This window comes from Microbacterium sp. LBN7, assembly GCF_045690345.1.
Classification (GTDB): domain Bacteria; phylum Actinomycetota; class Actinomycetes; order Actinomycetales; family Microbacteriaceae; genus Microbacterium.
The window spans coordinates 3,285,290-3,305,533 of sequence record NZ_CP147856.1; the positions used below are offsets into that span (position 1 = coordinate 3,285,290).

Genomic DNA, 20,244 nt, shown 5'->3' on the forward strand with positions numbered 1-20,244 from the left:
CCGCGACATCTTGTCCAGTTCCTGCTGGTCAGGGTGCTCCTTGGGCGGCCACTGCCACGTGCTCCCAATCGGCCCACTCGGCCAAGCGCTTCGGATATGTGTCGCGGACCCAGGCGAGTGCGTCGGTGCCGAAGAGCACGCGAAGCGGTGGGTTGGGAGCATCGACGATGGAAAGCAGCGCCTGACCGGCCGCACCGGGATCGCCCACGTTCATCGCTGCAGACCTCGCGGCGCGCGCGACGCGGAGGGAGTCGTACGCGGGCATCTGAGGAGCGATGACCTTGGAGCTGGTGCCCCATTCGGTCGCGAATGCGCCTGGCTCTATCAAAGTGACGGAGACGCCGAACGGTGCGACCTCGTGGTGAAGTGCCTCGCTGAACGCCTCGAGCGCCCACTTGGAGGCGTTGTAGATGCCTGTGTAGGGGACCACGAGAACGCCCCCGACGCTCGAAACCTGAATGATGTGCCCGGACCCCTGTTCGCGGAGAATCGGCAACACGGCCTGTGTCACCCAGAGCGCGCCGAACACGTTCGTCTCGAACTGGTCGCGTACAAGTTCTTCGGTCACTTCCTCCACCGCGCCGAACAGCCCGTAGCCGGCATTGTTGACAACCACATCCAGCCGGCCGAAGTGTTCCCGCGCGCGCGCGACGACTGAGCCTACCGAGTCCCGATCGGAGACATCGAGGGAGAGTGGAAGGACAGCATCCCCGAATCGAGCGACGAGATCGGCGAGGGCTTCGGCGTCGCGCGCGGTCGCCGCGACGTGGTCGCCGCGCTCGAGTGCTGCCGTTGCGAACTCTCTGCCGAGCCCGCGGCTACTGCCAGTGATGAACCAGACCTGGGACATGAAGATTCCTTTCGAGCGGACCACGCATCCGCGTGTTGTACAGTACGTATCGTACACCTCAGCGTAGGTGTCTTCGAACGGAGCAAAGCATGAAAACGAGAATCCTGGGAACGGCTGCGAACGGCACGGATCTTCCCGTCTCGGCTGTGGGGATCGGACTCATGGGGATGTCGCAGTGGTACGGCGCTCCCTCCAGCGAGCAGGACGCAATCAGAGTGATCCTTGGAGGAATCGATCAGGGCTTGACGTTCCTCGACACGGCCGATGTCTATGGACCTTTCACGAACGAGATCATGCTCGGAAAGGCCATCGCCGGACGTCGTGATGACGTCGTGGTGGCGACGAAGTTCGCGAACACTCAGACCGAGACGGGGTTGGTCACCGATGGGTCTCCCGCGAACGTCCACGCCCGCGCCGACGCGTCGCTTCAGCGGCTGGGTATCGACGTGATCGACCTCTACTACCTGCACCGTGTCGACCCGAACGTGCCTATCGAGGACACGGTCGGCGCGATGTCGGAGCTGGTCCAGGAGGGCAAGGTCCGCTACATCGGGCTCTCGGAAGCCGCGCCCGCGACGATCCGCCGCGCACATAAGATCCACCCCCTCACCGCGGTGCAGACGGAGTACTCCCTGTTCAGCCGCGATGTGGAAGACGAGATCCTTCCGACTCTCGATGAACTCGGGGTGTCCCTTGTCCCATACTCTCCCCTCGGGCGGGGGATGCTGACGGCGACCATCTCGTCGGCAGAGGAACTGGACGCAGATGACTGGCGCCGGGCCAACCCTCGCTTCCTCCCCGGAGCGTTTGAGGCCAACATGCGTCTTGTGGACGTGCTCCGTGAGCTTGCTCGTGCCCATGACGTGACCGCAGGCCAGGTGGCGTTGGCATGGCTTCTCGCGCAGCGCGACGACCTCGTTCCTATCCCAGGCACTCGGCGGAGCAAGTATCTCGCTGAGAACCTCGGTGCGGCCGACGTTGAGCTGACGGCAGCCGACCTGTCGGCCATTGCCGGCGTTTTCGTCCCGAGCGCCGTCATCGGCGACCGTTACCCCGACATGACGGGGCTCAACGGCTAGGCACGACGCCGCGCCGCAGCGGGGAGCGCGGGGACACCGGTCGATCAGGTCAGAGCCAGCTCGGTCGGCATCCCCGCAGCGGGGCTGCAGTGAGAGACTAACTAGACACGCGCCCCACAGTGACTTCGCGTCAGGCTCTGTCGACGATGACGCCAAACAGAGGATGAACCGCTGAACGACAACACGACCGAACCAGAGACGACCGACGCAGGATCCCAATCGCGAATCCAACAGCGCTCGTCCGCGCCGCGTAGCCTGCGCTCACGCGAATCCGTGCTCGCCGCCACGATTGCGCTCCTCGATGAAGGAGGGCTCCCGGCAGCGACGGTCGACAACATCTCAGCTCGTTCCGGCGTGAGCAAAGTCACCATCTATCGACACTGGCCGAACAGGACCGCTGTATCAGCGGAAGCATTCGGCCTGAAGATGGCCCACGCGACACCGATCCCACGCACAGCAGACCCGCTCGAGGACATCCGCACTCATGTCAGGAGGGTCAGTGCGTTCTACTCCACAGACAACGGCAACGTCTTTCGGCAGCTACTGGCCGCATGCGCGACCGATCCATCGGCAGCGCCTTACTTTCAAGAGTTCTTTCTCGAGATTCGCCGACGACTCATCGCCGAACTCTGGGAGCGAGCGGTGTCCTTCGGAGTCGCAGATCCGTCCGTCGATGCCGACACCGCAGATGACGTGCTGTTCGGACCGCTGATCTATCGCCTCATGAGCGGACACAAGCCCCTCACCGAGGCCGAGGCGGACCTGATCTCGAGCGCAGCTCTCAACGGTCTTCGCCGGGCTGATCGAAACGGTGCCGAAGAGCTCGACGCGCCGTCCCGGTAGCGCTCACCGCCGAGCGAGCACCACCACCGGTTCCGTATCGCCGGCCGATGCATCGGGCGTCCGTCTCTGCCGACGATGGAGTTCCTCGTCCCCTACAGACGGCGCTTCGATGTGTCACGCAACCCGCGCCCGCTTTCCGCGCTCGCCCTCGTCGCCGTCGAACTGACCGGCTCGATGGTCGCGCTCGCCGGGTGCGCGACGTCCGCCGCAGAGAGTTCTGCGACCGACTCATCGGGATCGTTCGATGCCGAGACGGTGAAGAAGCTTGACCGAATTCTCGACGACGCCGTCTCGGATCCTGACATGCCGGGCGTGACGCCGGCTGTCTGGAGCCCGGATGGCGATCACGTCGCCTCTGCCGGATGCGCCGACGTCGAGGCGAAGACGAAGATGACTCACAGGCCCCTGGGGGCCGCTCCCCAGAGCGGCTCACCAGGGTCCCATCTCGTGCCACCCACCTCTCCGACGCGGAGTGCCGGGTGCCGGCGCATCCTGTCGCGAGGGTGCACCGGCACCGTGGGGGAACCGCGAACGGGGGAGCGTTGCGCGATTCACCTGTAAAGAGTGCGGAATCCCCGCAGAGTGACGCGCATCGGGCAGGAAAGGGTCGTTCCCGGCCCACGGCGACGGGCGTTCTAGGATGGCTCCGATGAGCGAGCCGACCACCGACGCCGCGGTGCGCGCGACCGTGGGGCGCAAGCTCATCCGCAACCCGATGCTCTGGGGAGCGCTGCTGCTGCTCGGTGCGATCGCCGCGACGATCGCCGGCGATGACCTGAGCATCTTCCCGATGCTGTTGATGCTCGTCGGCGGATGGTGCTTCGGCTTCGCATTCGTGAACGCGACCCTGCGCATGACGCCGTCCCGCAACGGTGCGTACCTGCACATCGGCGTCGCCGTCGTCCTCGGCGCGATCATGACGTTCGTGGTCGAGTTCGGGAGCGAGCTGCTCGCGTCCCTCCCGGAGTCGGTGCGCGCCGTCGCGGTCGTGCTGCAGATCGCCGCGATCCCGGCGACGGGCTGGATCTGGCTCGGACTGCTCAGCCGCGTCACCGACGCGTTGACGCGACGCGACCGGAGGAAACATCCTCTGCCCACGACCGTCGAGTGGGAGCGCGAGGAGAGCGGCGACGGGTCGAGCGTGCGCATCAACGGCATCCCGCTCCGGATGAAGGTCCTCACGGGCGCGATCGTCGGAATCGTGATCGTCTTCGGACTCTTCGGCACGCTGCTGCTGATCGCCTTCGACGACATCGTCATGCGCCTGGGGCCGCGGCTCCTGATCATCGTGGTGGGGGTCGTGATCGCCCTGCCGGTGTACCTGGCGTTGACCGCGGTGCTGCGGCGGCGAACGGTCGCCTGCGTCATCGCCTTCGGCAACGACGAGCTCCGCGTGCGAGTGGGGGATGAGGATCACGTCGTCGCGTTCCGTGACCTCGAGTTCCTGCTGTGGCGGACCCGAAGCGACTACGCGCGGATCGAGGTGCGCGGGGCCGGCGTCGATCTGTCGGTGGTCGCCGGACTCGCGAAGCCTCCGGCCGGTCGCACGGCCGAACTCCCCGTCCTACCGCGACGCGTCTTCCGTCGCCTGGAGCTCGCGGGGATGAGCGTGGAGCGCGCGCGCCGCGGCGAGGTGATCACGTTCACGCGTCCGTGAAGCCTTGTGCGACGACCTGGGCCTCAGGTGCTCGGATACTCCCGCTCTCGCAGCACCCGTGCGAGATGCGCCGCATTCCGAGCCGCTGTCGTCGTCGCGGCGGCCACCTTCTCAGGCACGTCGTCCAGATCCTTGTAGTCGACGGTCTGCATGGCCTCGCCGTTCCAGTAGACGGACGACTGCGACGGGATCGTGTACCCGACGTCGTTCAGCGACTGGAAGAGGATCGCGGCGATGTGGTGTGCGCCGTCTTCGTTGCCGACGATCCCGGCGATGGCGACCTTGTCGAGCAGCGTGAGCCGACCGCGGGCATCGGTCTCCGAGAGCTCCGCGTCGAGCCTCTCGAGCACGCGCTGAGCGACGCTCGAGTGCTGCCCCATCCAGGTCGGCGTGACGAAGACCAGGATGTCGGCGTCGAGGATCTGGCGGCGCAAGCCGGGCCACGCATCGCTCCCGCCCATGTCCTTCTCGACGCCGGGGCTGATCACGTGGTCGACAGCACGGATGACCTCGCCGGTGACACCGTGCCCCGCCAGGGCCGCGAGGATCTGCGACGCGAGCAGGTCCGAGCTCGAATCGCCGGGGGAGGGCTTCAGCGTGCAGGAGATGGCGACAGCCGTCAGCGGAGCGTTCATGGGGAGAGAGAACCACGGCCCTCCGCCCCGACCCAAGGGGGTTTCGTCCGCCCGTCCGGTACGCTAGAAGGCGGCCGCTACGACAGGAGATCCCGTGATCCTCAGCTTCATCTTCTTCATGATCCTCTTCCTCGGAGGCATCTGGCTGATGGGTCTCGCGCAGTCGCTTCCCGTGGAGTACGCGGCCTACGTCTTCGTCGCCGGTCTCCTGATCGTGAGCCTGTCGCTCGCGTTCATGATGCGCCAGCGCGGCTCCGCGACCCGCCGCAAGGACAACTGGTCGGGCAGCCCGACCGAGTGATCGTCGGCGCGCTCAGCGCCGTCGCGCGAGTCGCGCCTCGAGGTTGGCCTTCACCGCCGGCCATTCCGGCTCGATGATCGAGAACTCGACGCTGTCGCGCAGCGCGCCGTTGCGGTAGCGACTCATGGCTCGCATCACGCCGTCCTGCTTCGCGCCGAGCCGCTCGATGGCCGCGCGCGACTGGAAGTTCACCCACTGCGTCGTCAGGCCGACCCGGAAGACCCCGAGCGTCTCGAAGGCGTGCCGCAGCAGCAGGAGCTTGGACTCCGCGTTCGTGCCCGTGCCGTGCGCCGACGGACGGTTCCAGGTGTATCCGATGTGCAGACGCGGCACATCGGCGACGATGTCGTAGAACGAGGTCAGACCGAGGACGCGCCCGGAGGCGTCGAACGCGGTGAACGGCAGCATCTCGCCCGTGTCGATCAGGCCGATGCGGCGGTCGACCTCGGCGGCGACGCCGTCGGGAGCCGGCACCGACGTGTACCAGGCGGTCTTCCACAGGTCGCCCTCCTCGACGGCCTCCACGAGGCCAGCGACGTGAGAGCGATCGAGCGGACGGAGCTCGACGAGCTCACCGGTCAGGGTGACGGGGGCGGGGGCGACGAGGAAAGCCATGAGGATATTCAATCAGCGCACGCAGGCTGAGCAGCGCCTCCCGCCGCGGTGAACCCGAGCGTCGCATCCGTTCCCTTTCGCCGGAGAAGGCGCTGATACGCGACGACGATCTCTACCGTCACCCCGAGCTCGAACGCGAGGCTCGCCAGGTGCGGTCCGCGCAGGTGCTCGGCCTCCGCGTATGCGCGGAGCGTGATGAGGCGGGCGGCCGCCCATTCGTCGGCCTGCCGCTCCTGCCTCTCGCGAATCGTCGCGGACCTGGTCGGCTCGTGCCCGAGCAGCGCGTGGGCGAGCTCGTGCGCGAGCACGCTGACTGCCGTGCGAGCGGTCATGCCGGGGGCGAGCCGGATGGTACCGGATGCCGGCTCGAAACCGCCGCAGGTGGCTCCGGACCGCTCGACGATGCGCAGGCCATGCTCCTCTGCGAGGCGGAGGAGCTGATGCATGAGGTTCCCTATTCGTAGAGATCGTCGGTGTCGGCGCCGTGGCGGAGGCCGGAATCGAATGCGACTTCCCTCTGATCATGGCGCGGGCCTGGGACATCGGGTCGGCGGCGCAGAACGCTGATGCGCGCGGCGGGGGCGTCGTCAGCGCGCAGACGATCCTCGGCACGGTCGAGCAGCACGTGGGGCTCGAGGCCGACCACCGCGCACACCTGGTAGACGACGGGGATGGGGATCGATCGTTTGCCGGTGACGTAGTTGTCCAGGGCGCTCCGCGCGATGCCGATGTCACGCGCCATGGCGGCGATGCTGCTTCGCGCCGCCGCGATCTCGGCGCGGAGCTGGCTGCCCACCGCTGCGTTGAAGTCGTCTGCAGGTGTCTTCACCCGGCACACGATAGCACCGGCGTGTAGCCAGAATATCGTCATATTGGTACAGGCGACCGTTGAATGGAGGCGTATGACTTTGTAGTGTCGACATATGGGATCGGAAGCAGGTCATTTGGTGGCACAGGCCGTTCGGCAACACCTGCATCGACGCGAGTTGTCGTTGGAGTGGCTCGCTGCGGAGATGGGAATCGAGCCCGCACTTCTGCACGCGAAGCTCTCCCAACAGACGGATCCCACGGGAGCAGACCCCGCGGTCCTCGATCTCACGGTCGTCGACCTGGCGAACATCGCGACCGCCCTCAGGGTCCCCGTCTCGTCGCTGGCTCCGAGCTCGCCCGGTTCGACGCCCGATGCGGGCGATCGGCGGGCATCGGGGGTCTTCGACGGGTAGCGTGTCCGACATGAAGACAGTGCCGTTCGGATCCGCCACCGCCCCCGCCGTCGTCGCCGGAATGATGCGCATCGACGACAAGGACGACGCGCACATCCGCGATCTCTACGCCGCCGCACGCGATTCCGGAATCGACTTCTTCGATCACGCCGACATCTACGGCGGCAGCATGCATCACTGCGAGTCGCGGTTCGCCGACGCTCTGCGGCTCACCGCCTCCGAGCGCGACGAGATCGTGCTGCAGACCAAGTGCGGCATCGTGCCGAAGCAGGGGATGTTCGACTTCTCCTACGAGCACATCGTCGCTCAGGTCGAGTGGTCGCTCGCCGCCCTGCGCACCGACCGGATCGACGTGCTCCTGCTCCACCGCCCTGACGCGCTCGTGGAGCCCGACGAGGTCGCCCGGGCGTTCGATGAGCTCGAGGCCGACGGCAAGGTGCGGGCGTTCGGGGTGTCGAACCACACGCCGAGGCAGATCGACCTGCTGCGCACGGCCGTGCGTCAGCCGCTGATCGCGAACCAGCTGCAGTTGTCGATCACCCACGCGCCGATCATCGCGCAGCCCATCGCGATGAACATGGCGGGCGAGGAGCAGAGCGTCGTCCGCGACGGCGGGGGCATCGTCGAGTACTGCCGCATCAACGGCATCACGATCCAGGCCTGGTCGCCGTTCCAGGGCGGCTTCTTCACCGGGGTCTTCCTCGGCAACCCGGAGTACGTCGAGCTCAACACGGTGATCGATCGACTCGCCGCGTCCTACGGCGTCACCCCGATCGCCATCGCGACCGCGTGGATCACCCGGCACCCCGCGCACATGCAGGTCGTGCTCGGCACGACCACGCCGCAGCGCGTGCGCGATGCCGCGGCCGGCGCCGACGTCGAGCTCACGCGCGCCGAGTGGTACGAACTGTTCCGCGCCGCGGGCCACCTGCTCCCGTAGGCCGCGCGGCCGAATCCGGCGTCGTCTACCCTGAACTCATGCCGTTCCTGTTCTCGATCCTCGTCATCGCGCTGATGATCGGCGCGCTGATCGACATCATCACGCGCGACGACTCGCAGGTGAAGCATCTGCCGAAGATGGTGTGGATCATCATCGTGATCCTGCTGCCGTTGATCGGCAGCGCGCTCTGGTTCGGGATCGGGCGGGAGTACGGCGAGTCCGGCATCTCGCTCCCGCGGATGCGGCGGTCCGAGCGGCCGGCGGGACCCGTGGACGTCCGCCCGGCACCGCCGACGGACCTTCGCACGACCGAGCAGCAGATCGCCGACCTCGATCGGGAGATCGAGGAATGGCGCCTGCGCGAGGAGCTCGAGCGGCGCCGCCGAGACGGCGAGGAACCTGCCGCCGGGGCGGCGTCCTAGAAGCTACGCCGCGGGCGCGACCTTGCGATCGAGGGATTCCCTGACGGCGTCTTCGAGCATCGGATAACGGAACTCGAACCCTGCGGTGGTGAGCTTCTCCGGGAGCACCCAGCGGCTCTTGAGAACGAGCTCGGTCTCGGTGCGGATGCCGATGGCCCCGAGTTCCAGCATCCACCGCGGCATCGGCACTCCGATAGGGGCGCCGAGCACGCGGCGCACCGTCGCCATGAACTCGACGTTGTCGACCGGGTGGGGCGCAGCGGCGTTGATCGGACCCTCGAGTGTCGGAGTCTCCTCGAGGAAGTCGATGATGCGCGCCACGTCTTCGATGTGCACCCAGCTGAAGCGTTGACGCCCTCGGCGCGCACCGAGGAGGTGCGCGGTGCCCGCCGCGCGGCGAGCACGGCTCATCGGCCAGCGGCCGTCGTGCTGGGCCCCGCCGAGTCCCAGCCGGGCGAGGTTCCGGATCGGGCCGAGCACGCCGCCGTGGCCGAGGACGATCGCGCTGCGCAGCGCGATCCGGCGCGTGCGGGGGAGGTCGGCGGCGAACAGCGCGTGCTCCCAGGCCTTCGCGACCTCGACCGAGAATCCGCTGCCGATCTCGCCGTCCGACTCGGTCATCGGCCGATCCTCCGCATGCCGATAGATCGTGGCAGTGGAGGAGTTCACCCAGAGCGCGGGAGGGGCGGAGGCCTTCTCGATGGCGCGGCTCAGCGACGAGGTCGTCTCCAGGCGCGAGCGGAAGATCTCGGCGCGGTTCTCGGGGGTGTAGCGGCAGTTGACGCTCTTGCCCGCCAGGCCGATCACGAGAGAGGCGCCGTCGACCGCCTGATCGATGGCCTCCTGCTCTCCCCAGCGGATGTCGGCTCCGGAGCGGGAGATCGTGACGACCTCGCGATCGTCAGACCGCAGACGCGGGATCAGGTACCGTCCCATGAATCCGGTCGAGCCTCCGACGACGACCCTGCCTGCGCTCATCCGGCGTTCTCCCTCTCTGCGACAGTCTCGATGCGGTACTGGAAGTGTCCGCGGTACTCGTACACGCGGCCGATGACCGGGGCGTCGATGCTCACGCTCACGAACTGGCGGTCGACGGCGTCGTCGAACCGCTCGGTGAGTCGGACGACGGGGGAGAGGAATCGGGGGAGTCGTACGCGCAGGCGTCCGAGGCGGAACCCGACCGCGCGGCTCGTGAGCTCGAGGGCTCCGTCGTGGGCGCGCACGTCGAAGCAGGCGGCGATGAGGCCGGGCTCGCCGAGCTCGTCGACCACGCGGCCATGGCGGGTGAGGGCGACGGCGTCGTGCATGACCCACGGCCCGCGCGCCAGGTGGAACGTGCGCTCGCCGATGGCGCGCGATGCGATCGTGCGGTTCTCGATGCGGAAGGGGATGTCGCGTTCCCAGCAGGCGGCGACCACGCCGCGACGCTCGAGGAGGCGGAGGATCGGCCAGAGCCAGCGTCGTGGCGTCCCGACCCGTTCGAAGACGCCCTCGCCGATGCCGACGGCGCCGTCGGGGATCGCCCGGAAGTACGTGCGAAGCCGCGGATGCAGGTCGTCGAGGCGCTCGCCGAGTGCTCTCGCGTAGGGGGACTGCGGCACGGGCGTCACGCTTCGAGCCTAGCCCGCGTGCCTGCCGCCGCCGGACTTCAGCCCGCCGGTCGCAGCAGCCGGTCGAGGAGGGCCAGAGCCTCGTGCTGCGGCGCGGCATCGTCGAGCAGCCACTGGGTCTGCAGACCGTCGGATGCTGCCACGACGAGGGCGGCGACGGCATCCGGATCCGCGTCCTGGCGAAGGCGTCCACGTTCCTGCTGCTCTCTGACGGCGTCGGCGAGGCGCGTTCGGAGGTCGGCGAACCGTGCCGTCGCGAAGTCGCGCGCCACGGGATGACCGTCTTCCAGGGCCGAGGCGACCAGTGTCGAGTAGAGCTGGACGAGCCCGGGAACCTCGCGGTTGGTGCGCGCGGACGCGATCATCCGCTCGACCGGCGTCGCGTCGTCCGGCACGATCTCGTGCCGGTGGGCGGGGGCGTTGCTCTCTTGGTACACGGCGACGAGGAGCTCTTCCAACGAGCCGAAGTAGTGCGTCAGTGCGGCGTGCGTGACCCCGACCTCGCGGGCGATGGCGCGCAGGCTGGTGCGGTCGGCGCCGCGCTCGGCGAACACCTCGATGGCGCGGTCGAGGATCTCCTGGCGCCGCGCGATCCCCTTCGCATAGGCGCCGCGCTGGCGAGGGCGCTCATCGTCGTCGGGCATGATCGGAGTCTAGCGAATGAAAACTTCCGCGTGGAGGTATTTGGTGATAGCGTGCTGACGTCGGGTCGCGCACCCGCCGTCACCGATGACCGAAGGAGCAAGACCGATGACGATTCAGACCTCCCTCCAGCTGTTCACGATCAAGGAGCAGCTGGACGCCGACCTCGAGGGCTCGCTCGCCGCGGTCGCCGCGCGCGGCTTCGCCGCCGTCGAGCCGTACGACTTCGTGCGCCGCGCCGCGCCGCTGGCCGACGCGCTCACGGCAGCGGGGCTCACCGCGCCGTCCGGCCACGCCTTCCTCGCCTCGCAGTCGTTCGTCAATCCGGACGGCAGCGGGACCACCGTTCCGGTGCCGTCGCCCGCCGAGGTCTTCGCCGCGGCGAAGGTGCTCGGCATGACGACGGTCATCGACCCGTACACCGAGCCGGCCCGCTGGACCTCGATCGAGCAGATCGAGGAGACCGCGCACCTGCTCAACGAGGCTGCCGCCGTCGGAGCCGCGGTCGGCGTGCGCGTGGGCTACCACAACCACGCGCACGAGCTGGAGGCCGTGTTCGACGGCGTCACCGGCCTCGAGGTGCTGGCGGGACTGCTCGACGAGCGCGTCGTGCTCGAGGTCGACCTCTACTGGGTCGCCCGCGGCGGCGTCGATCCCGTCGCCCTCCTCGAGCGTCTGGGCAGCCGCGTGATCGCGGTGCACGCCAAGGACGGCACGCTCGACCCTGCCCTCGCGAATGCCTACCCGCCGGCCGACCAGGTGCCCGCGGGCGAAGGCGCCGTGCCGCTCGTCGAGGCGATCGCCGCGGCATCCGCCCTCGAACTCGCGATCGTCGAGTTCGATCACTACGACGGCGACCTCTTCGACGCGATCGAGCGCAGCCGCGTCTACCTCGACGAGAAGGTCGCGGGCTGATGGCGGGCGGCACCGGTCCCGTCGGCGTCGGCCTCATCGGCGCGGGGAACATCAGCGACCAGTATCTGACCCAGCTCACCACCTTCCCCGACGTGCGCGTCCTCGCGGTCGCGGACGTGATCGAGGAGCGTGCGAAAGCACAGGCGGAGAAGTACGGGGTGCCGCGCGCCGGCGGCGTCGACGTCGTGCTCGACGACCCGGAGATCGACATCGTCGTGAACCTCACGATCCCCGCGGTGCACGTGGAGGTGTCCGAGGCGATCATCGCCGCCGGCAAGCACGTCTGGACCGAGAAGCCCATCGGCGTGAGCCGCGAGGAATCCCGTCGACTGCTCGAGAAGGCGGAGGCCGCGGGCCTCCGGGTGGGCGTCGCGCCGGACACCGTGCTCGGGCCCGGAGTGCAGACGGCGAAGCGCGCGATCGCTCGCGGCGACATCGGGCGCCCGCTGTTCGGTCAGACGACCTTCCAGTGGCAGGGCCCGGAGATCTTCCACCCGAACCCGGCGTTCCTCTATGCGAAGGGGGCGGGACCGCTGCTCGACATGGGGCCGTACTACGTCTCCACGCTCGTGCACGTGTTCGGTCCCGTCGCCTCGGTGGCGGCGCTCGGGCTGCAGGGGACGGCGACCAGGCGCGTGCAGGTCGGCGAGCTGGCGGGCCAGGAGTTCCCCGTCGAGATCCCGTCGACGCTGAGCGTGCTCATGGAGTTCGAACAGGGCGGTCAGGGGCAGAGCATCTACAGCACGGACTCGCCCGCGATCCGTCAGGGGATCGTCGAGATCACCGGCACCGAGGGCACGCTCGTGATCCCCGACCCGAACACGTTCGGCGGAGCGATCTCGATCACCCGCCCGCTCCGGCTCGGGCAGCAGCCGGTCGAGCAGGAGGTCGTCGACGTCGTGCAGGAGGGCGCGCTCGCCGGTCGCGGCGTCGGGCTGCTCGACATGGCGCGCTCGATCGCCGCCGGTCGTCCGCATGTCGCGACGGGGGAGTTCGGCTACCACGTGCTCGATACGCTGCTGTCGATCGAGGAGGCCGCGGAGAGCCGCCGCTTCGTCGCCGTCGAGAGCTCGCTCGACCAGGTCGGCGCGCTCGACGCGGACTTCGACCCCTTCGCCGCCACGCTCTGAGCGCAGGCACGGGGTGGCGGAGGCGCGCTCAGCGCGTCTTCGCCACCACGTAGGCGTCGACGTTCGCGGGTGAGAGCACCTCGCGGGCGACCATGATCGCGGCGCCGAGCACGGCGGCGCGATCGCCGGCCTGGGACTGCACGATCGCCAGATGCTGCGTCGCCAGCGGGATCGAGCGCCGGTAGACGATCTCGCGCACGCCCGCGAGCAGATGCTCACCGGCCCGGGCGATGCTGCCGCCGAGCACGATGATCGACGGGTTGAGCAGATTGACGACCGTGGCGAGGACCTCGCCGACGTCGCGTCCGGCCTGACGGGTGGCCTCGATCGCGGCGGCGTTGCCCGTGCGCACGAGGTCGACGACGTCGGACGCGCTCTGCACGTCGTGCCCGTCGTCGCGGAGCGCGACGGCCAGGGCCGACCCGCTGGCGAGGGCCTCCAGATCGCGTTCGTCGCCCGGCTCACGCGTGGATCCGGCACCGGTCGGCACCTGGACATGCCCCATGTCTCCGGCAGAACCCTGCGCGCCGCGCTGCAGCTGCCCGCCCGCGATGATGCCCGCCCCGATCCCCGTCGACACCTTGACGAAGATGAGGTCGTCGACCTGCGGCCAGCTCGTGGCCTGCTCGCCGAGGGCGAGGATGTTGACGTCGTTGTCGACGAGCACCGGCACGTCGAAGGTCTGCTGCACGTATCCCGGAACGTCGAAGCGGTCCCACCCCGGCATGATCGGCGGATTGGTCGGCCGGCCCGTGGAGTGCTCCACCGGTCCGGGCACGCCGATGCCGACGCCGAGCAGGGGGAGACCTGCGGCCGACGGCAGCTCCAGCAGGGCGGTGCCGTCGGTGATGATCGTGTCGAGGAGCGTCTCGGGCCCGTCGCCGATATCGATCGTGCGCGTGCGTGCGTCGAGGATCACGCCCGCGAGGTCGGCCACCGCCACTGTCGCGTGCGTCGCGCCGAGGTCCACGGCGAGCACGAGCCCGGCTCGCGGGTTGAACGCGACACGGGCAGGCGGTCGCCCGCCGGTCGACGCCGCCTCGCCCGCCGGGCGCAGCAGATCGGCGGCGAGGAGGGCGTCCACGCGCAGCGCCACCGTCGAGCGGGCGAGGCCGGTGAGAGCGGCGAGCTCGGCCTTGGTGCGCGCGTGCCCGTCGCGGAGGATCTGGAAGATCTCGCCGGTGCCCGGATTCGTCGCGGGGACGGGGCGCAGAACGTCAACCATTGCGTCAGTAAACCACAGGCTTTCGCCACTCGGGCGATTGACTTCAAATTACGAAACGATGACTTTTGACGAAGGACTAGCAAAAGTAGCGAGGCGTGTGTCAGAATCGCCGACATGACAACGGATGTCACAGACACCGGTCTCGGAACGATCCGAGCCGGCATCCTCGGCGGAGGATTCATGGCCCGCGTGCACCGCACGGCGGCCCGAGACGCCGGAGGCGAGCTCCGCGCCATCGCCACCCGCTCCGCCGCCGGCAGCCGCCATGCCGCCGACGCCCTGGGCGCCGAGCGTGCAGAGGCCGACGCCATCGCGCTGCTGGACGCGGCCGACATCGACGTGGTCCACATCTGCACCCCGAACGCGACGCATGCCGAGCTGGCCCTGCGCGCTCTGCAGGCAGGCAAGCACGTGGTCTGCGAGAAGCCCCTCGCGACGACCGCGCACGACGCGAAGACGCTCGCAGACGCCGCGGAGGCCTCCGGGCGCGTGGCCGCCGTGCCCTTCATCTACCGATACCACCCGATGGTGCGCGAGGCGCGGGCCCGCGTCGCCCGCGGCGACATCGGCGAGCTCCTCACCCTGGACTGCTCCTACCTGCAGGACTGGATGCTGTTCCCCACCGACGACGACTGGCGGGTGCGCTCCTCCTCGGGCGGTGCGTCCCGTGCGTTCGCCGACATCGGCTCGCACCTGTGCGATCTCATCGAGTTCGTGATCGGCGACCGCATCCGCGCGCTGAGCGCCCGCACGCGCCGGGTGTTCCCCGAACGCGCCGGGCACGAGGTCGACACCGAGGACATCGTGGCGGTTCTCGTCGAGACCGTGTCGGGGGCACTCGGAACCCTTCTCATCTCGCAGATGGCCGCCGGGCGGAAGAACGCGCTCACCCTCGAGCTGCACGGGTCCCGGCAGAGCATCCGCTTCGAGCAGGAGCGTCCGGAGGAGCTCTGGATCGGCACGCGCGAGGAATCCCGGCTGCTGCTGCGCGATCCGGCGGGCTCCGCTCCCGACTCCGCTCGGCTGCAGCGGGTTCCCGCCGGGCACGCGATGGGCTACCAGGACGCGTTCAACGGGTTCGTCGCCGACGTATACGCCGCGATGGCCGGTGCGCAGCCGGACGGGATGCCGACCTTCGCCGACGGACACCGCTCGGCCGTTCTCACCGAGGCGGTCCTGCAGTCGGCGGCCGACGACGGGCGATGGGTGGAGGTGACGGCATGAACGCGACCACGACGCAGCCGGTGCTCGCAGTGAGCGGCATCCGCAAGTCGTTCTTCGGCGTCGAGGTTCTCAAGGGCATCGACTTCGATGTGCGACCGGGAGAGGTGCACGGACTCGTCGGCGAGAACGGCGCGGGCAAGTCGACTCTGATGAAGATCATCGCCGGCGTGCAGCCCGCCGATGAGGGCGTCGTGGCCTACCGCGGCGAGGAGGTGCGCCACGCGCACCCCCGGCAGGCGATGGATGCCGGCATCGTCACGGTGTTCCAGGAGTTCACGCTGCTGCCCGAGCGGACGGTCGCCCAGAACGTGTATCTCGGACGCGAGCCGCGTCGCGCCGGGTTCGTCGACCGGAAGGCGATGATCAGCAGCACGGCAGGGCTCCTCGCCGACCTCGGCGTCTCCTTCATCGATCCGCAGGCGCGCGTGGGCTCGCTGACCGTGGCGGAGCAGCAGATCGTCGAGATCGTGAAGGCGCTGTCGTTCGATGCGCAGGTGATCTCGATGGACGAGCCGACCGCCGCGCTCAGCGACCGCGAGGTCGAGCTCCTGTACGCGATCATCCGCCGTCTCACCTCCCGCGGCGTCGCCGTGATCTACGTCTCGCACCGGTTGAAGGAGATCTTCGACCTCTGCGACCGCATCACGATCCTCAAGGACGGCTCCCTCGTCTCCACCGACGAGACGGCCGCTCTCACGACGGACGAGCTCGTGCGGCGCATGGTCGGACGCTCGATCCAGTCCTACTTCCCGGATGCCGTCGAGGGCACGACCGTGGGCGAGCCGCGCCTCGAGCTCGAGGAGTGCGGCAACGCCTACGTCGACGGAGTGTCGCTGACGCTCCGTGCAGGCGAGATCGTCGGCATCGCCGGCCTGCAGGGCTCGGGGCGCACCGAACTGGTCGAGGGGATCTTCGGCATCCAGGCCTTCACCCGCGGCTCGATGAGGATCGACGGCTCGCCGGTGCGCATCAGCAGCGCCCGGTCCGCCGTCCGCGCCGGGCTCGCCCTCGTGTCGGAGGACCGCAAGGCGCAGGGTCTCGCGCTCGGCCAGTCTGTGCTGGACAACGCCCTGCTGGTCGTGCGGAGCGTGTTCCCCGGTCGCACGTCGGCGTCGCGTCGCGAGGTGCCCGGAGTGCTCAGCTCGCTCGAGATCAGCTCGCGGGGACTCGACCAGGAGGCGCGCTTCCTCTCCGGAGGCAATCAGCAGAAGGTCGTCCTGGCGAAGTGGCTGCTCACACGGCCCCAGATCGTGCTGTTCGACGAGCCGACCAGGGGCATCGACGTCGGCGCGAAGTACGCCGTGTACCAGCTCATGCGAGAGCTGGCGGCGCAGGGCACAGCGGTGCTCATGGTCTCGAGCGAGCTGCCGGAGGTGATCGGCATGAGCGACCGCATCCTCGTCATGCACGACGGCGAGCTCGTGGCGGAGCTGCCCGCAGGGTCGGCGGAGCACGAGATCCTCGGCGCCGCGACCGGTGCGGGGGATCCCCGGACCTCGACGGACGGAGGTGCGCGATGAAGCGCATCCGGATCGACTCCACAGTCATCGTCCTCGGCATCCTGATCCTCGCCCTCATCGTCGGGGCGATCCTCATCGGGACCGTCGGACGCAACTTCCTCAGCCCCGGCAACATCCGGGACATCCTCACCGGCATGAGCGTGCTCGGCCTCGTCGCGATCGGGCAGACGCTCGTGGTGCTCGGCGCCTCGCTCGACCTGTCGGTCACCTACGTGATCAGTCTCGCCAGCCTGCTGGGGGCGACGATCATGAACGGCAGCCCGGGCAACATCCCGGCGGCCGTGGCGATCACGCTGCTCGTCTGCGCCGGGATCGGCCTCGTCAACGGACTCATCGTCACGGTGCTCAAGGTGAACGGCTTCATCGCGACGCTCGGCGTGGGGCTCATCCTGCAGGGCATCCTCAACACGAACTTCGAGGGATCGGCGGGAGCCGTGCCGTGGGAGTTCCAGCTGATCGGCGCGACCGGCGTCGGACCGGTGCCCGTGTCGACCATCATCATGATCGCGCTGGCCGTGCTCGTCTGGTTCCTTCTGGACCGCACCCGCACCGGTGCGCACCTCTATGCCGTGGGCGGCGACCCCGAGATCGCTCGCCTGTCGGGTGTCCGCACGCGGCCGCCGCTCATCGCCGCGCACGTGCTGTGCTCGGTGTTCGCCGGCCTCGCCGGCCTCCTGCTCGCCAGCCGCCTCGGCGTCGGCAGCCCGACGGTCGGGCAGCAGGGCGGCTACGCGCTGCTCTCGATCGCCGCGGTGGTCCTCGGCGGCACGCTCCTCCTCGGCGGACGCGGATCGATCTGGGGCACGGTCGGCGGCGTCGCCATCCTGGCGGTCGTCGACAACGTGATGAGCGTGATGCAGGTCAACCCGTTCCTCAAGGACGTCGTGCGCGGCGTCGTCATCGTGGCGGCCGTCGCCGTCTACAGCCGCCGCGCCATCGTGCGCCGCCGGCCGCGATTCGGCACCGGCGGCACCCGCACCGGCGGCGACGACGCGGCCAAGGCGGCCGAAGACGAGATGGCGGCGGCCGCATCGCAGCTCGCCGATACGACTCCCGCAGCGGAAGGAGGACGCGCATGAACGTCCTGCGCTCGCTCATCAGCCCCCGAGGCGCCGTGTTCCTGCTCCTCGTGCTGCTGCTGGTCGCCGTCATGATCCTCAACCCGAGCTTCGCGGAGCCGGGCCAGCTGATGCGATTCATCCAGCGGGTGGCTCCCATCGCGATCGTCGCGATCGGGCAGTACTTCGTGATCATCGCCGGAGAGTTCGACCTCTCGCAGGGGTCGCTCATCACCGCGCAGGTGATCGTCGCCGGCAACCTGGTGGGCCAGGACGATTCGCGCACGGTCCCGGTGCTCCTGCTCATGGTGGTCTTCGGCATCGCCGTCGGGCTCGTGAACGGCCTGATCACGACGCTGCTCAAGGTGCCGTCGTTCATCGTGACGCTGGGCATGATGCTCGCGCTCCTCGGCGGGGTCATGTGGTGGACCGGGGGAGCGGCGACCGGGAACCCGGCCGACAGCTTCCGCGAGATCGGCCGCGGCGGGATCCGCGACGTGCCGTTCCTGGAGTTCATCCCGTGGGCTGTGCTGATCCTCATCGCCTGGCTCGCGCTGGGCATCTGGATCACGAAGATGCCCCTCGGCAAGTCCCTCATCGCGGTGGGCGACAACGCCGGCGCGGTCGACTACGCCGGCGGGCGCCGCGCCTGGGTCACCACACGGGCGTTCGTCATCTCCTCGCTGTCCGCGTCGCTCTCGGCCGTGCTGCTCGTCGGCTACGCCGGTGTGCATCCCTCGGTCGGCCGCGGCTACGAGTTCATCGCCATCACGGCCGTCGTGCTCGGCGGCGTCGTGCTGGGCGGCGGTCGCGGCTGGATCGTCGCCGCCGCGGCCGGGGCGTTCGCGCTCGAAGCGCTCTTCATGCTCCTCAACATCGCGGGGGTCCCTTCGACGCTCCGCGACGCCGTGCAGGGCGTCATCATCATCGCCGCCGTCGCCTACTCCGCCGTCGCCTTCCGCGCCCGGCGCCGGCGCGGCCCACAGGCTTCCCCCGACCTCACGACCGCAGAATCCGTATCAACCAGCACCATCCACACAGAGAAGATCAGAGGAGATTAGCAATGCGACGATCAATGAGGATCGCCACCGCAGGGGTGGCTCTCTTCGGACTCATCGCGCTCGCCGGGTGCACGACCGACCCGTCCGTCGCGCCGGCCGAGTCCGACAGTCCCGAGGAGTCGGCGGAGACGACCGAATGGTTCGATCAGGAGCTGTTCGACAAGCAGAACGAGGAGCGAGGTGTCGAGCCGCAGGGCCCGGCCGAGGAGCCGTACCTTCAGCACATCAACGCGGAGATGGTCGACACGGCCGAGTTCGCGAGCGAAGGCGCCAAGAAGGCCTGTTTCGCGAACGCCTCGATCTCCAACCCGTGGCGTCAGACGGGCTGGATCACCATGAACGAGCAGCTGAAGGCGCTGCAGGCCGACGGCGCGATCAGCGCGATGGAGACGCGCGACGCGCAGGACTCCGATGACACGCAGATCGCCGACATCGACTACTTCATCGCCGAGGGCAACTGCGATGTGTTCCTCATCTCGCCGAACAGCACGGCGGCGATGACCCCGGCCGTCGAGCGGGCGTGCGAGACGGGCAAGCCCGTGATCGTGTTCGACCGCGGTGTGAACACCGACTGCTACGTGTCGTTCATCCACCCGATCGGCGGCTTCGCCTGGGGCATCGACACGGCAGAGTTCCTGATCGACAACCTCGAGAAGGGTGACAAGGTCGTGGCGCTTCGCATCCTGCCGGGCGTCGACGTGCTGGAGCACCGCTGGGCGGCTGCCGAGAAGCTCTTCGACGAGGCGGGCATCGAGGCCGTGGACTACTTCACGGGTGCTGATCCCGCCGAGATCAAGAGCATCATCTCGGACGAACTGGCCAAGGGCGACGTGCAGGGCATCTGGATGGATGCCGGTGACGGCGCCGTCGCCGCCATCGAGGCGTTCGAGGACGCCGGAGCGGACTACCCGGTCATGACCGGCGAGGACGAGATGAGCTTCCTCCGCAAGTGGAAGGACACCGGTCTCACCGGTCTCGCGCCGGTGTACTCCAACTTCCAGTGGCGCACGCCGCTCCTCGCGGCGCAGAAGATCTTCGCCGGCGAAGAGGTGCCGAAGGAGTGGGTGCTCCCGCAGAAGCCGATCACGGAGGGCGAGCTCGACCAGTACCTCGAGGCGAATGAGGGCATGCCCGACGGTCACTACGCCAAGTTCGGCGGGGAGAACCTCCCGGGGTACCCCACCGTGTGGCAGGAACGGCAGATCCCGTAACCTGACGGGACGAGTGCGGGCGTTTCGTCTCGCTTCGCTCGCTCAACGACCGAAGCCCGGTCGTTGAGCGACGAGACGAAACG

23 protein-coding genes are annotated in these 20,244 nt (G+C 68.8%); 14 read left to right on the plus strand and 9 right to left on the minus strand.

Annotated elements, in window-relative coordinates; translation table 11 throughout:
- Positions 1–28: 28 nt before the first annotated feature.
- Positions 29–850: an SDR family NAD(P)-dependent oxidoreductase gene (locus LBN7_RS15940; RefSeq protein ID WP_341944941.1), complete on the minus strand. Its 822-nt coding sequence runs from the start codon at positions 848–850 to the stop codon at positions 29–31.
- A gap of 89 nt (positions 851–939) precedes the next feature.
- Here LBN7_RS15940 and LBN7_RS15945 point away from each other — a divergent pair, with 89 nt between their 5' ends.
- The 3 genes from LBN7_RS15945 (at position 940) to LBN7_RS15955 (ending at position 4,429) form a co-directional block, all read left to right on the plus strand.
- Complete coding sequence (locus LBN7_RS15945; protein WP_341944942.1) at positions 940–1,929, plus strand: aldo/keto reductase; 990 nt, start codon at positions 940–942, stop codon at positions 1,927–1,929.
- Positions 1,930–2,202: 273 nt separating this feature from the next.
- A complete protein-coding gene (locus tag LBN7_RS15950) occupies positions 2,203–2,772 on the plus strand; it encodes a TetR/AcrR family transcriptional regulator (protein WP_341944943.1) in 570 nt (189 codons plus the stop codon).
- A 649-nt stretch (positions 2,773–3,421) separates the two neighbouring features.
- Positions 3,422–4,429 carry a hypothetical protein gene (locus tag LBN7_RS15955; RefSeq protein ID WP_407360196.1) on the plus strand — a complete coding sequence of 336 codons (1,008 nt, stop codon included), beginning with the start codon at positions 3,422–3,424 and terminating at the stop codon, positions 4,427–4,429.
- A 23-nt stretch (positions 4,430–4,452) separates the two neighbouring features.
- Here the strand turns inward: LBN7_RS15955 and LBN7_RS15960 are convergent, their stop codons facing one another.
- On the minus strand, positions 4,453–5,064 hold the full coding sequence (locus tag LBN7_RS15960) for a flavodoxin family protein (protein ID WP_407360197.1): 612 nt from the start codon (positions 5,062–5,064) through the stop codon (positions 4,453–4,455).
- Between the two features lie 94 nt (positions 5,065–5,158).
- Between LBN7_RS15960 and LBN7_RS15965 the strand changes: the two genes are divergently transcribed.
- Positions 5,159–5,365 carry a hypothetical protein gene (locus LBN7_RS15965; RefSeq protein ID WP_116636965.1) on the plus strand — a complete coding sequence of 69 codons (207 nt, stop codon included), beginning with the start codon at positions 5,159–5,161 and terminating at the stop codon, positions 5,363–5,365.
- 12 nt (positions 5,366–5,377) lie between these two features.
- Here the strand turns inward: LBN7_RS15965 and LBN7_RS15970 are convergent, their stop codons facing one another.
- From LBN7_RS15970 to LBN7_RS15980, 3 genes are read right to left on the minus strand one after another with little or no spacing between them, the layout of a single operon-like run.
- A complete protein-coding gene (locus LBN7_RS15970) occupies positions 5,378–5,980 on the minus strand; it encodes a GNAT family N-acetyltransferase (protein WP_407360198.1) in 603 nt (200 codons plus the stop codon).
- A gap of 8 nt (positions 5,981–5,988) precedes the next feature.
- Positions 5,989–6,426, minus strand: coding sequence for an ImmA/IrrE family metallo-endopeptidase (locus tag LBN7_RS15975; RefSeq protein WP_407360199.1), 438 nt, complete (start codon positions 6,424–6,426; stop codon positions 5,989–5,991).
- An 8-nt stretch (positions 6,427–6,434) separates the two neighbouring features.
- On the minus strand, positions 6,435–6,809 hold the full coding sequence (locus tag LBN7_RS15980; protein ID WP_243409025.1) for an XRE family transcriptional regulator: 375 nt from the start codon (positions 6,807–6,809) through the stop codon (positions 6,435–6,437).
- A gap of 184 nt (positions 6,810–6,993) precedes the next feature.
- On the opposite strand from LBN7_RS15980, the gene LBN7_RS15985 reads away from it, so the two are divergent.
- Genes LBN7_RS15985 through LBN7_RS15995 form a run of 3 tightly spaced genes read left to right on the plus strand, consistent with a single transcriptional unit; the run spans position 6,994 to position 8,565 of the window.
- Complete coding sequence (locus LBN7_RS15985; protein WP_407360200.1) at positions 6,994–7,203, plus strand: XRE family transcriptional regulator; 210 nt, start codon at positions 6,994–6,996, stop codon at positions 7,201–7,203.
- A gap of 10 nt (positions 7,204–7,213) precedes the next feature.
- Positions 7,214–8,143: an aldo/keto reductase family oxidoreductase gene (locus LBN7_RS15990; RefSeq protein WP_407360201.1), complete on the plus strand. Its 930-nt coding sequence runs from the start codon at positions 7,214–7,216 to the stop codon at positions 8,141–8,143.
- A gap of 38 nt (positions 8,144–8,181) precedes the next feature.
- Positions 8,182–8,565 carry a PLDc N-terminal domain-containing protein gene (locus tag LBN7_RS15995; protein WP_116636962.1) on the plus strand — a complete coding sequence of 128 codons (384 nt, stop codon included), beginning with the start codon at positions 8,182–8,184 and terminating at the stop codon, positions 8,563–8,565.
- 3 nt (positions 8,566–8,568) lie between these two features.
- On the opposite strand, the gene LBN7_RS16000 is transcribed toward LBN7_RS15995, so the two are convergent.
- The 3 genes from LBN7_RS16000 to LBN7_RS16010 are packed head-to-tail and all read right to left on the minus strand — an operon-like array spanning position 8,569 to position 10,819.
- Positions 8,569–9,543: an epimerase gene (locus LBN7_RS16000; RefSeq protein WP_407360202.1), complete on the minus strand. Its 975-nt coding sequence runs from the start codon at positions 9,541–9,543 to the stop codon at positions 8,569–8,571.
- Positions 9,540–10,175, minus strand: coding sequence for a DUF4166 domain-containing protein (locus LBN7_RS16005; RefSeq protein WP_407360203.1), 636 nt, complete (start codon positions 10,173–10,175; stop codon positions 9,540–9,542). Before LBN7_RS16005 ends, LBN7_RS16000 begins: the two co-directional genes overlap by 4 nt.
- A 38-nt stretch (positions 10,176–10,213) precedes the next feature.
- Positions 10,214–10,819 carry a TetR/AcrR family transcriptional regulator gene (locus tag LBN7_RS16010; protein ID WP_407360204.1) on the minus strand — a complete coding sequence of 202 codons (606 nt, stop codon included), beginning with the start codon at positions 10,817–10,819 and terminating at the stop codon, positions 10,214–10,216.
- 106 nt (positions 10,820–10,925) lie between these two features.
- Here LBN7_RS16010 and LBN7_RS16015 point away from each other — a divergent pair, with 106 nt between their 5' ends.
- Positions 10,926–11,732, plus strand: a complete 807-nt coding sequence (locus LBN7_RS16015; protein WP_407360205.1) for a sugar phosphate isomerase/epimerase family protein — start codon at positions 10,926–10,928, stop codon at positions 11,730–11,732.
- On the plus strand, positions 11,732–12,862 hold the full coding sequence (locus tag LBN7_RS16020) for a Gfo/Idh/MocA family protein (RefSeq protein ID WP_407360206.1): 1,131 nt from the start codon (positions 11,732–11,734) through the stop codon (positions 12,860–12,862). The genes LBN7_RS16015 and LBN7_RS16020 overlap by 1 nt, the downstream gene beginning before the upstream one ends.
- Positions 12,863–12,890: 28 nt before the next feature.
- Here LBN7_RS16020 and LBN7_RS16025 read toward each other — a convergent pair whose 3' ends face one another.
- Positions 12,891–14,087 (minus strand): ROK family transcriptional regulator, encoded by a 1,197-nt coding sequence (locus LBN7_RS16025; protein WP_116636956.1) that lies wholly within the window; start codon positions 14,085–14,087, stop codon positions 12,891–12,893.
- A gap of 114 nt (positions 14,088–14,201) precedes the next feature.
- Between LBN7_RS16025 and LBN7_RS16030 the strand changes: the two genes are divergently transcribed.
- Genes LBN7_RS16030 through LBN7_RS16050 form a run of 5 tightly spaced genes read left to right on the plus strand, consistent with a single transcriptional unit; the run spans position 14,202 to position 20,161 of the window.
- The gene (locus LBN7_RS16030) at positions 14,202–15,311 is read left to right on the plus strand and encodes a Gfo/Idh/MocA family protein (protein WP_407360207.1); all 1,110 of its coding nucleotides are present in this window, start codon (positions 14,202–14,204) and stop codon (positions 15,309–15,311) included.
- Entirely contained in the window at positions 15,308–16,831 is a 1,524-nt protein-coding gene (locus tag LBN7_RS16035) for a sugar ABC transporter ATP-binding protein (protein ID WP_407360208.1), read from the plus strand. The genes LBN7_RS16030 and LBN7_RS16035 overlap by 4 nt, the downstream gene beginning before the upstream one ends.
- Positions 16,828–17,910: an ABC transporter permease gene (locus tag LBN7_RS16040; protein WP_116636953.1), complete on the plus strand. Its 1,083-nt coding sequence runs from the start codon at positions 16,828–16,830 to the stop codon at positions 17,908–17,910. The genes LBN7_RS16035 and LBN7_RS16040 overlap by 4 nt, the downstream gene beginning before the upstream one ends.
- The gene (locus tag LBN7_RS16045; protein WP_341944955.1) at positions 17,907–18,950 is read left to right on the plus strand and encodes an ABC transporter permease; all 1,044 of its coding nucleotides are present in this window, start codon (positions 17,907–17,909) and stop codon (positions 18,948–18,950) included. Before LBN7_RS16040 ends, LBN7_RS16045 begins: the two co-directional genes overlap by 4 nt.
- Before the next feature lie 14 nt (positions 18,951–18,964).
- On the plus strand, positions 18,965–20,161 hold the full coding sequence (locus tag LBN7_RS16050; protein WP_407360209.1) for a substrate-binding domain-containing protein: 1,197 nt from the start codon (positions 18,965–18,967) through the stop codon (positions 20,159–20,161).
- The last annotated feature ends 83 nt before the right edge of the window (positions 20,162–20,244 follow it).

Bases quoted from the DNA above. Each gene is read 5' to 3' on its own strand.
- LBN7_RS15940 (WP_341944941.1), bottom strand. From the start codon at position 850: ATGTCCCAGGTCTGGTTCATCACTGGCAGTAGCCGCGGGCTCGGCAGA.
- LBN7_RS15945 (WP_341944942.1), top strand. From the start codon at position 940: ATGAAAACGAGAATCCTGGGAACGGCTGCGAACGGCACGGATCTTCCC.
- LBN7_RS15955 (WP_407360196.1), top strand. From the start codon at position 3,422: ATGAGCGAGCCGACCACCGACGCCGCGGTGCGCGCGACCGTGGGGCGC.
- LBN7_RS15960 (WP_407360197.1), bottom strand. From the start codon at position 5,064: ATGAACGCTCCGCTGACGGCTGTCGCCATCTCCTGCACGCTGAAGCCC.
- LBN7_RS15970 (WP_407360198.1), bottom strand. From the start codon at position 5,980: ATGGCTTTCCTCGTCGCCCCCGCCCCCGTCACCCTGACCGGTGAGCTC.
- LBN7_RS15975 (WP_407360199.1), bottom strand. From the start codon at position 6,426: ATGCATCAGCTCCTCCGCCTCGCAGAGGAGCATGGCCTGCGCATCGTC.
- LBN7_RS15985 (WP_407360200.1), top strand. From the start codon at position 6,994: ATGGGAATCGAGCCCGCACTTCTGCACGCGAAGCTCTCCCAACAGACG.
- LBN7_RS15990 (WP_407360201.1), top strand. From the start codon at position 7,214: ATGAAGACAGTGCCGTTCGGATCCGCCACCGCCCCCGCCGTCGTCGCC.
- LBN7_RS15995 (WP_116636962.1), top strand. From the start codon at position 8,182: ATGCCGTTCCTGTTCTCGATCCTCGTCATCGCGCTGATGATCGGCGCG.
- LBN7_RS16000 (WP_407360202.1), bottom strand. From the start codon at position 9,543: ATGAGCGCAGGCAGGGTCGTCGTCGGAGGCTCGACCGGATTCATGGGA.
- LBN7_RS16010 (WP_407360204.1), bottom strand. From the start codon at position 10,819: ATGCCCGACGACGATGAGCGCCCTCGCCAGCGCGGCGCCTATGCGAAG.
- LBN7_RS16015 (WP_407360205.1), top strand. From the start codon at position 10,926: ATGACGATTCAGACCTCCCTCCAGCTGTTCACGATCAAGGAGCAGCTG.
- LBN7_RS16020 (WP_407360206.1), top strand. From the start codon at position 11,732: ATGGCGGGCGGCACCGGTCCCGTCGGCGTCGGCCTCATCGGCGCGGGG.
- LBN7_RS16025 (WP_116636956.1), bottom strand. From the start codon at position 14,087: ATGGTTGACGTTCTGCGCCCCGTCCCCGCGACGAATCCGGGCACCGGC.
- LBN7_RS16030 (WP_407360207.1), top strand. From the start codon at position 14,202: ATGACAACGGATGTCACAGACACCGGTCTCGGAACGATCCGAGCCGGC.
- LBN7_RS16035 (WP_407360208.1), top strand. From the start codon at position 15,308: ATGAACGCGACCACGACGCAGCCGGTGCTCGCAGTGAGCGGCATCCGC.
- LBN7_RS16040 (WP_116636953.1), top strand. From the start codon at position 16,828: ATGAAGCGCATCCGGATCGACTCCACAGTCATCGTCCTCGGCATCCTG.
- LBN7_RS16045 (WP_341944955.1), top strand. From the start codon at position 17,907: ATGAACGTCCTGCGCTCGCTCATCAGCCCCCGAGGCGCCGTGTTCCTG.
- LBN7_RS16050 (WP_407360209.1), top strand. From the start codon at position 18,965: ATGAGGATCGCCACCGCAGGGGTGGCTCTCTTCGGACTCATCGCGCTC.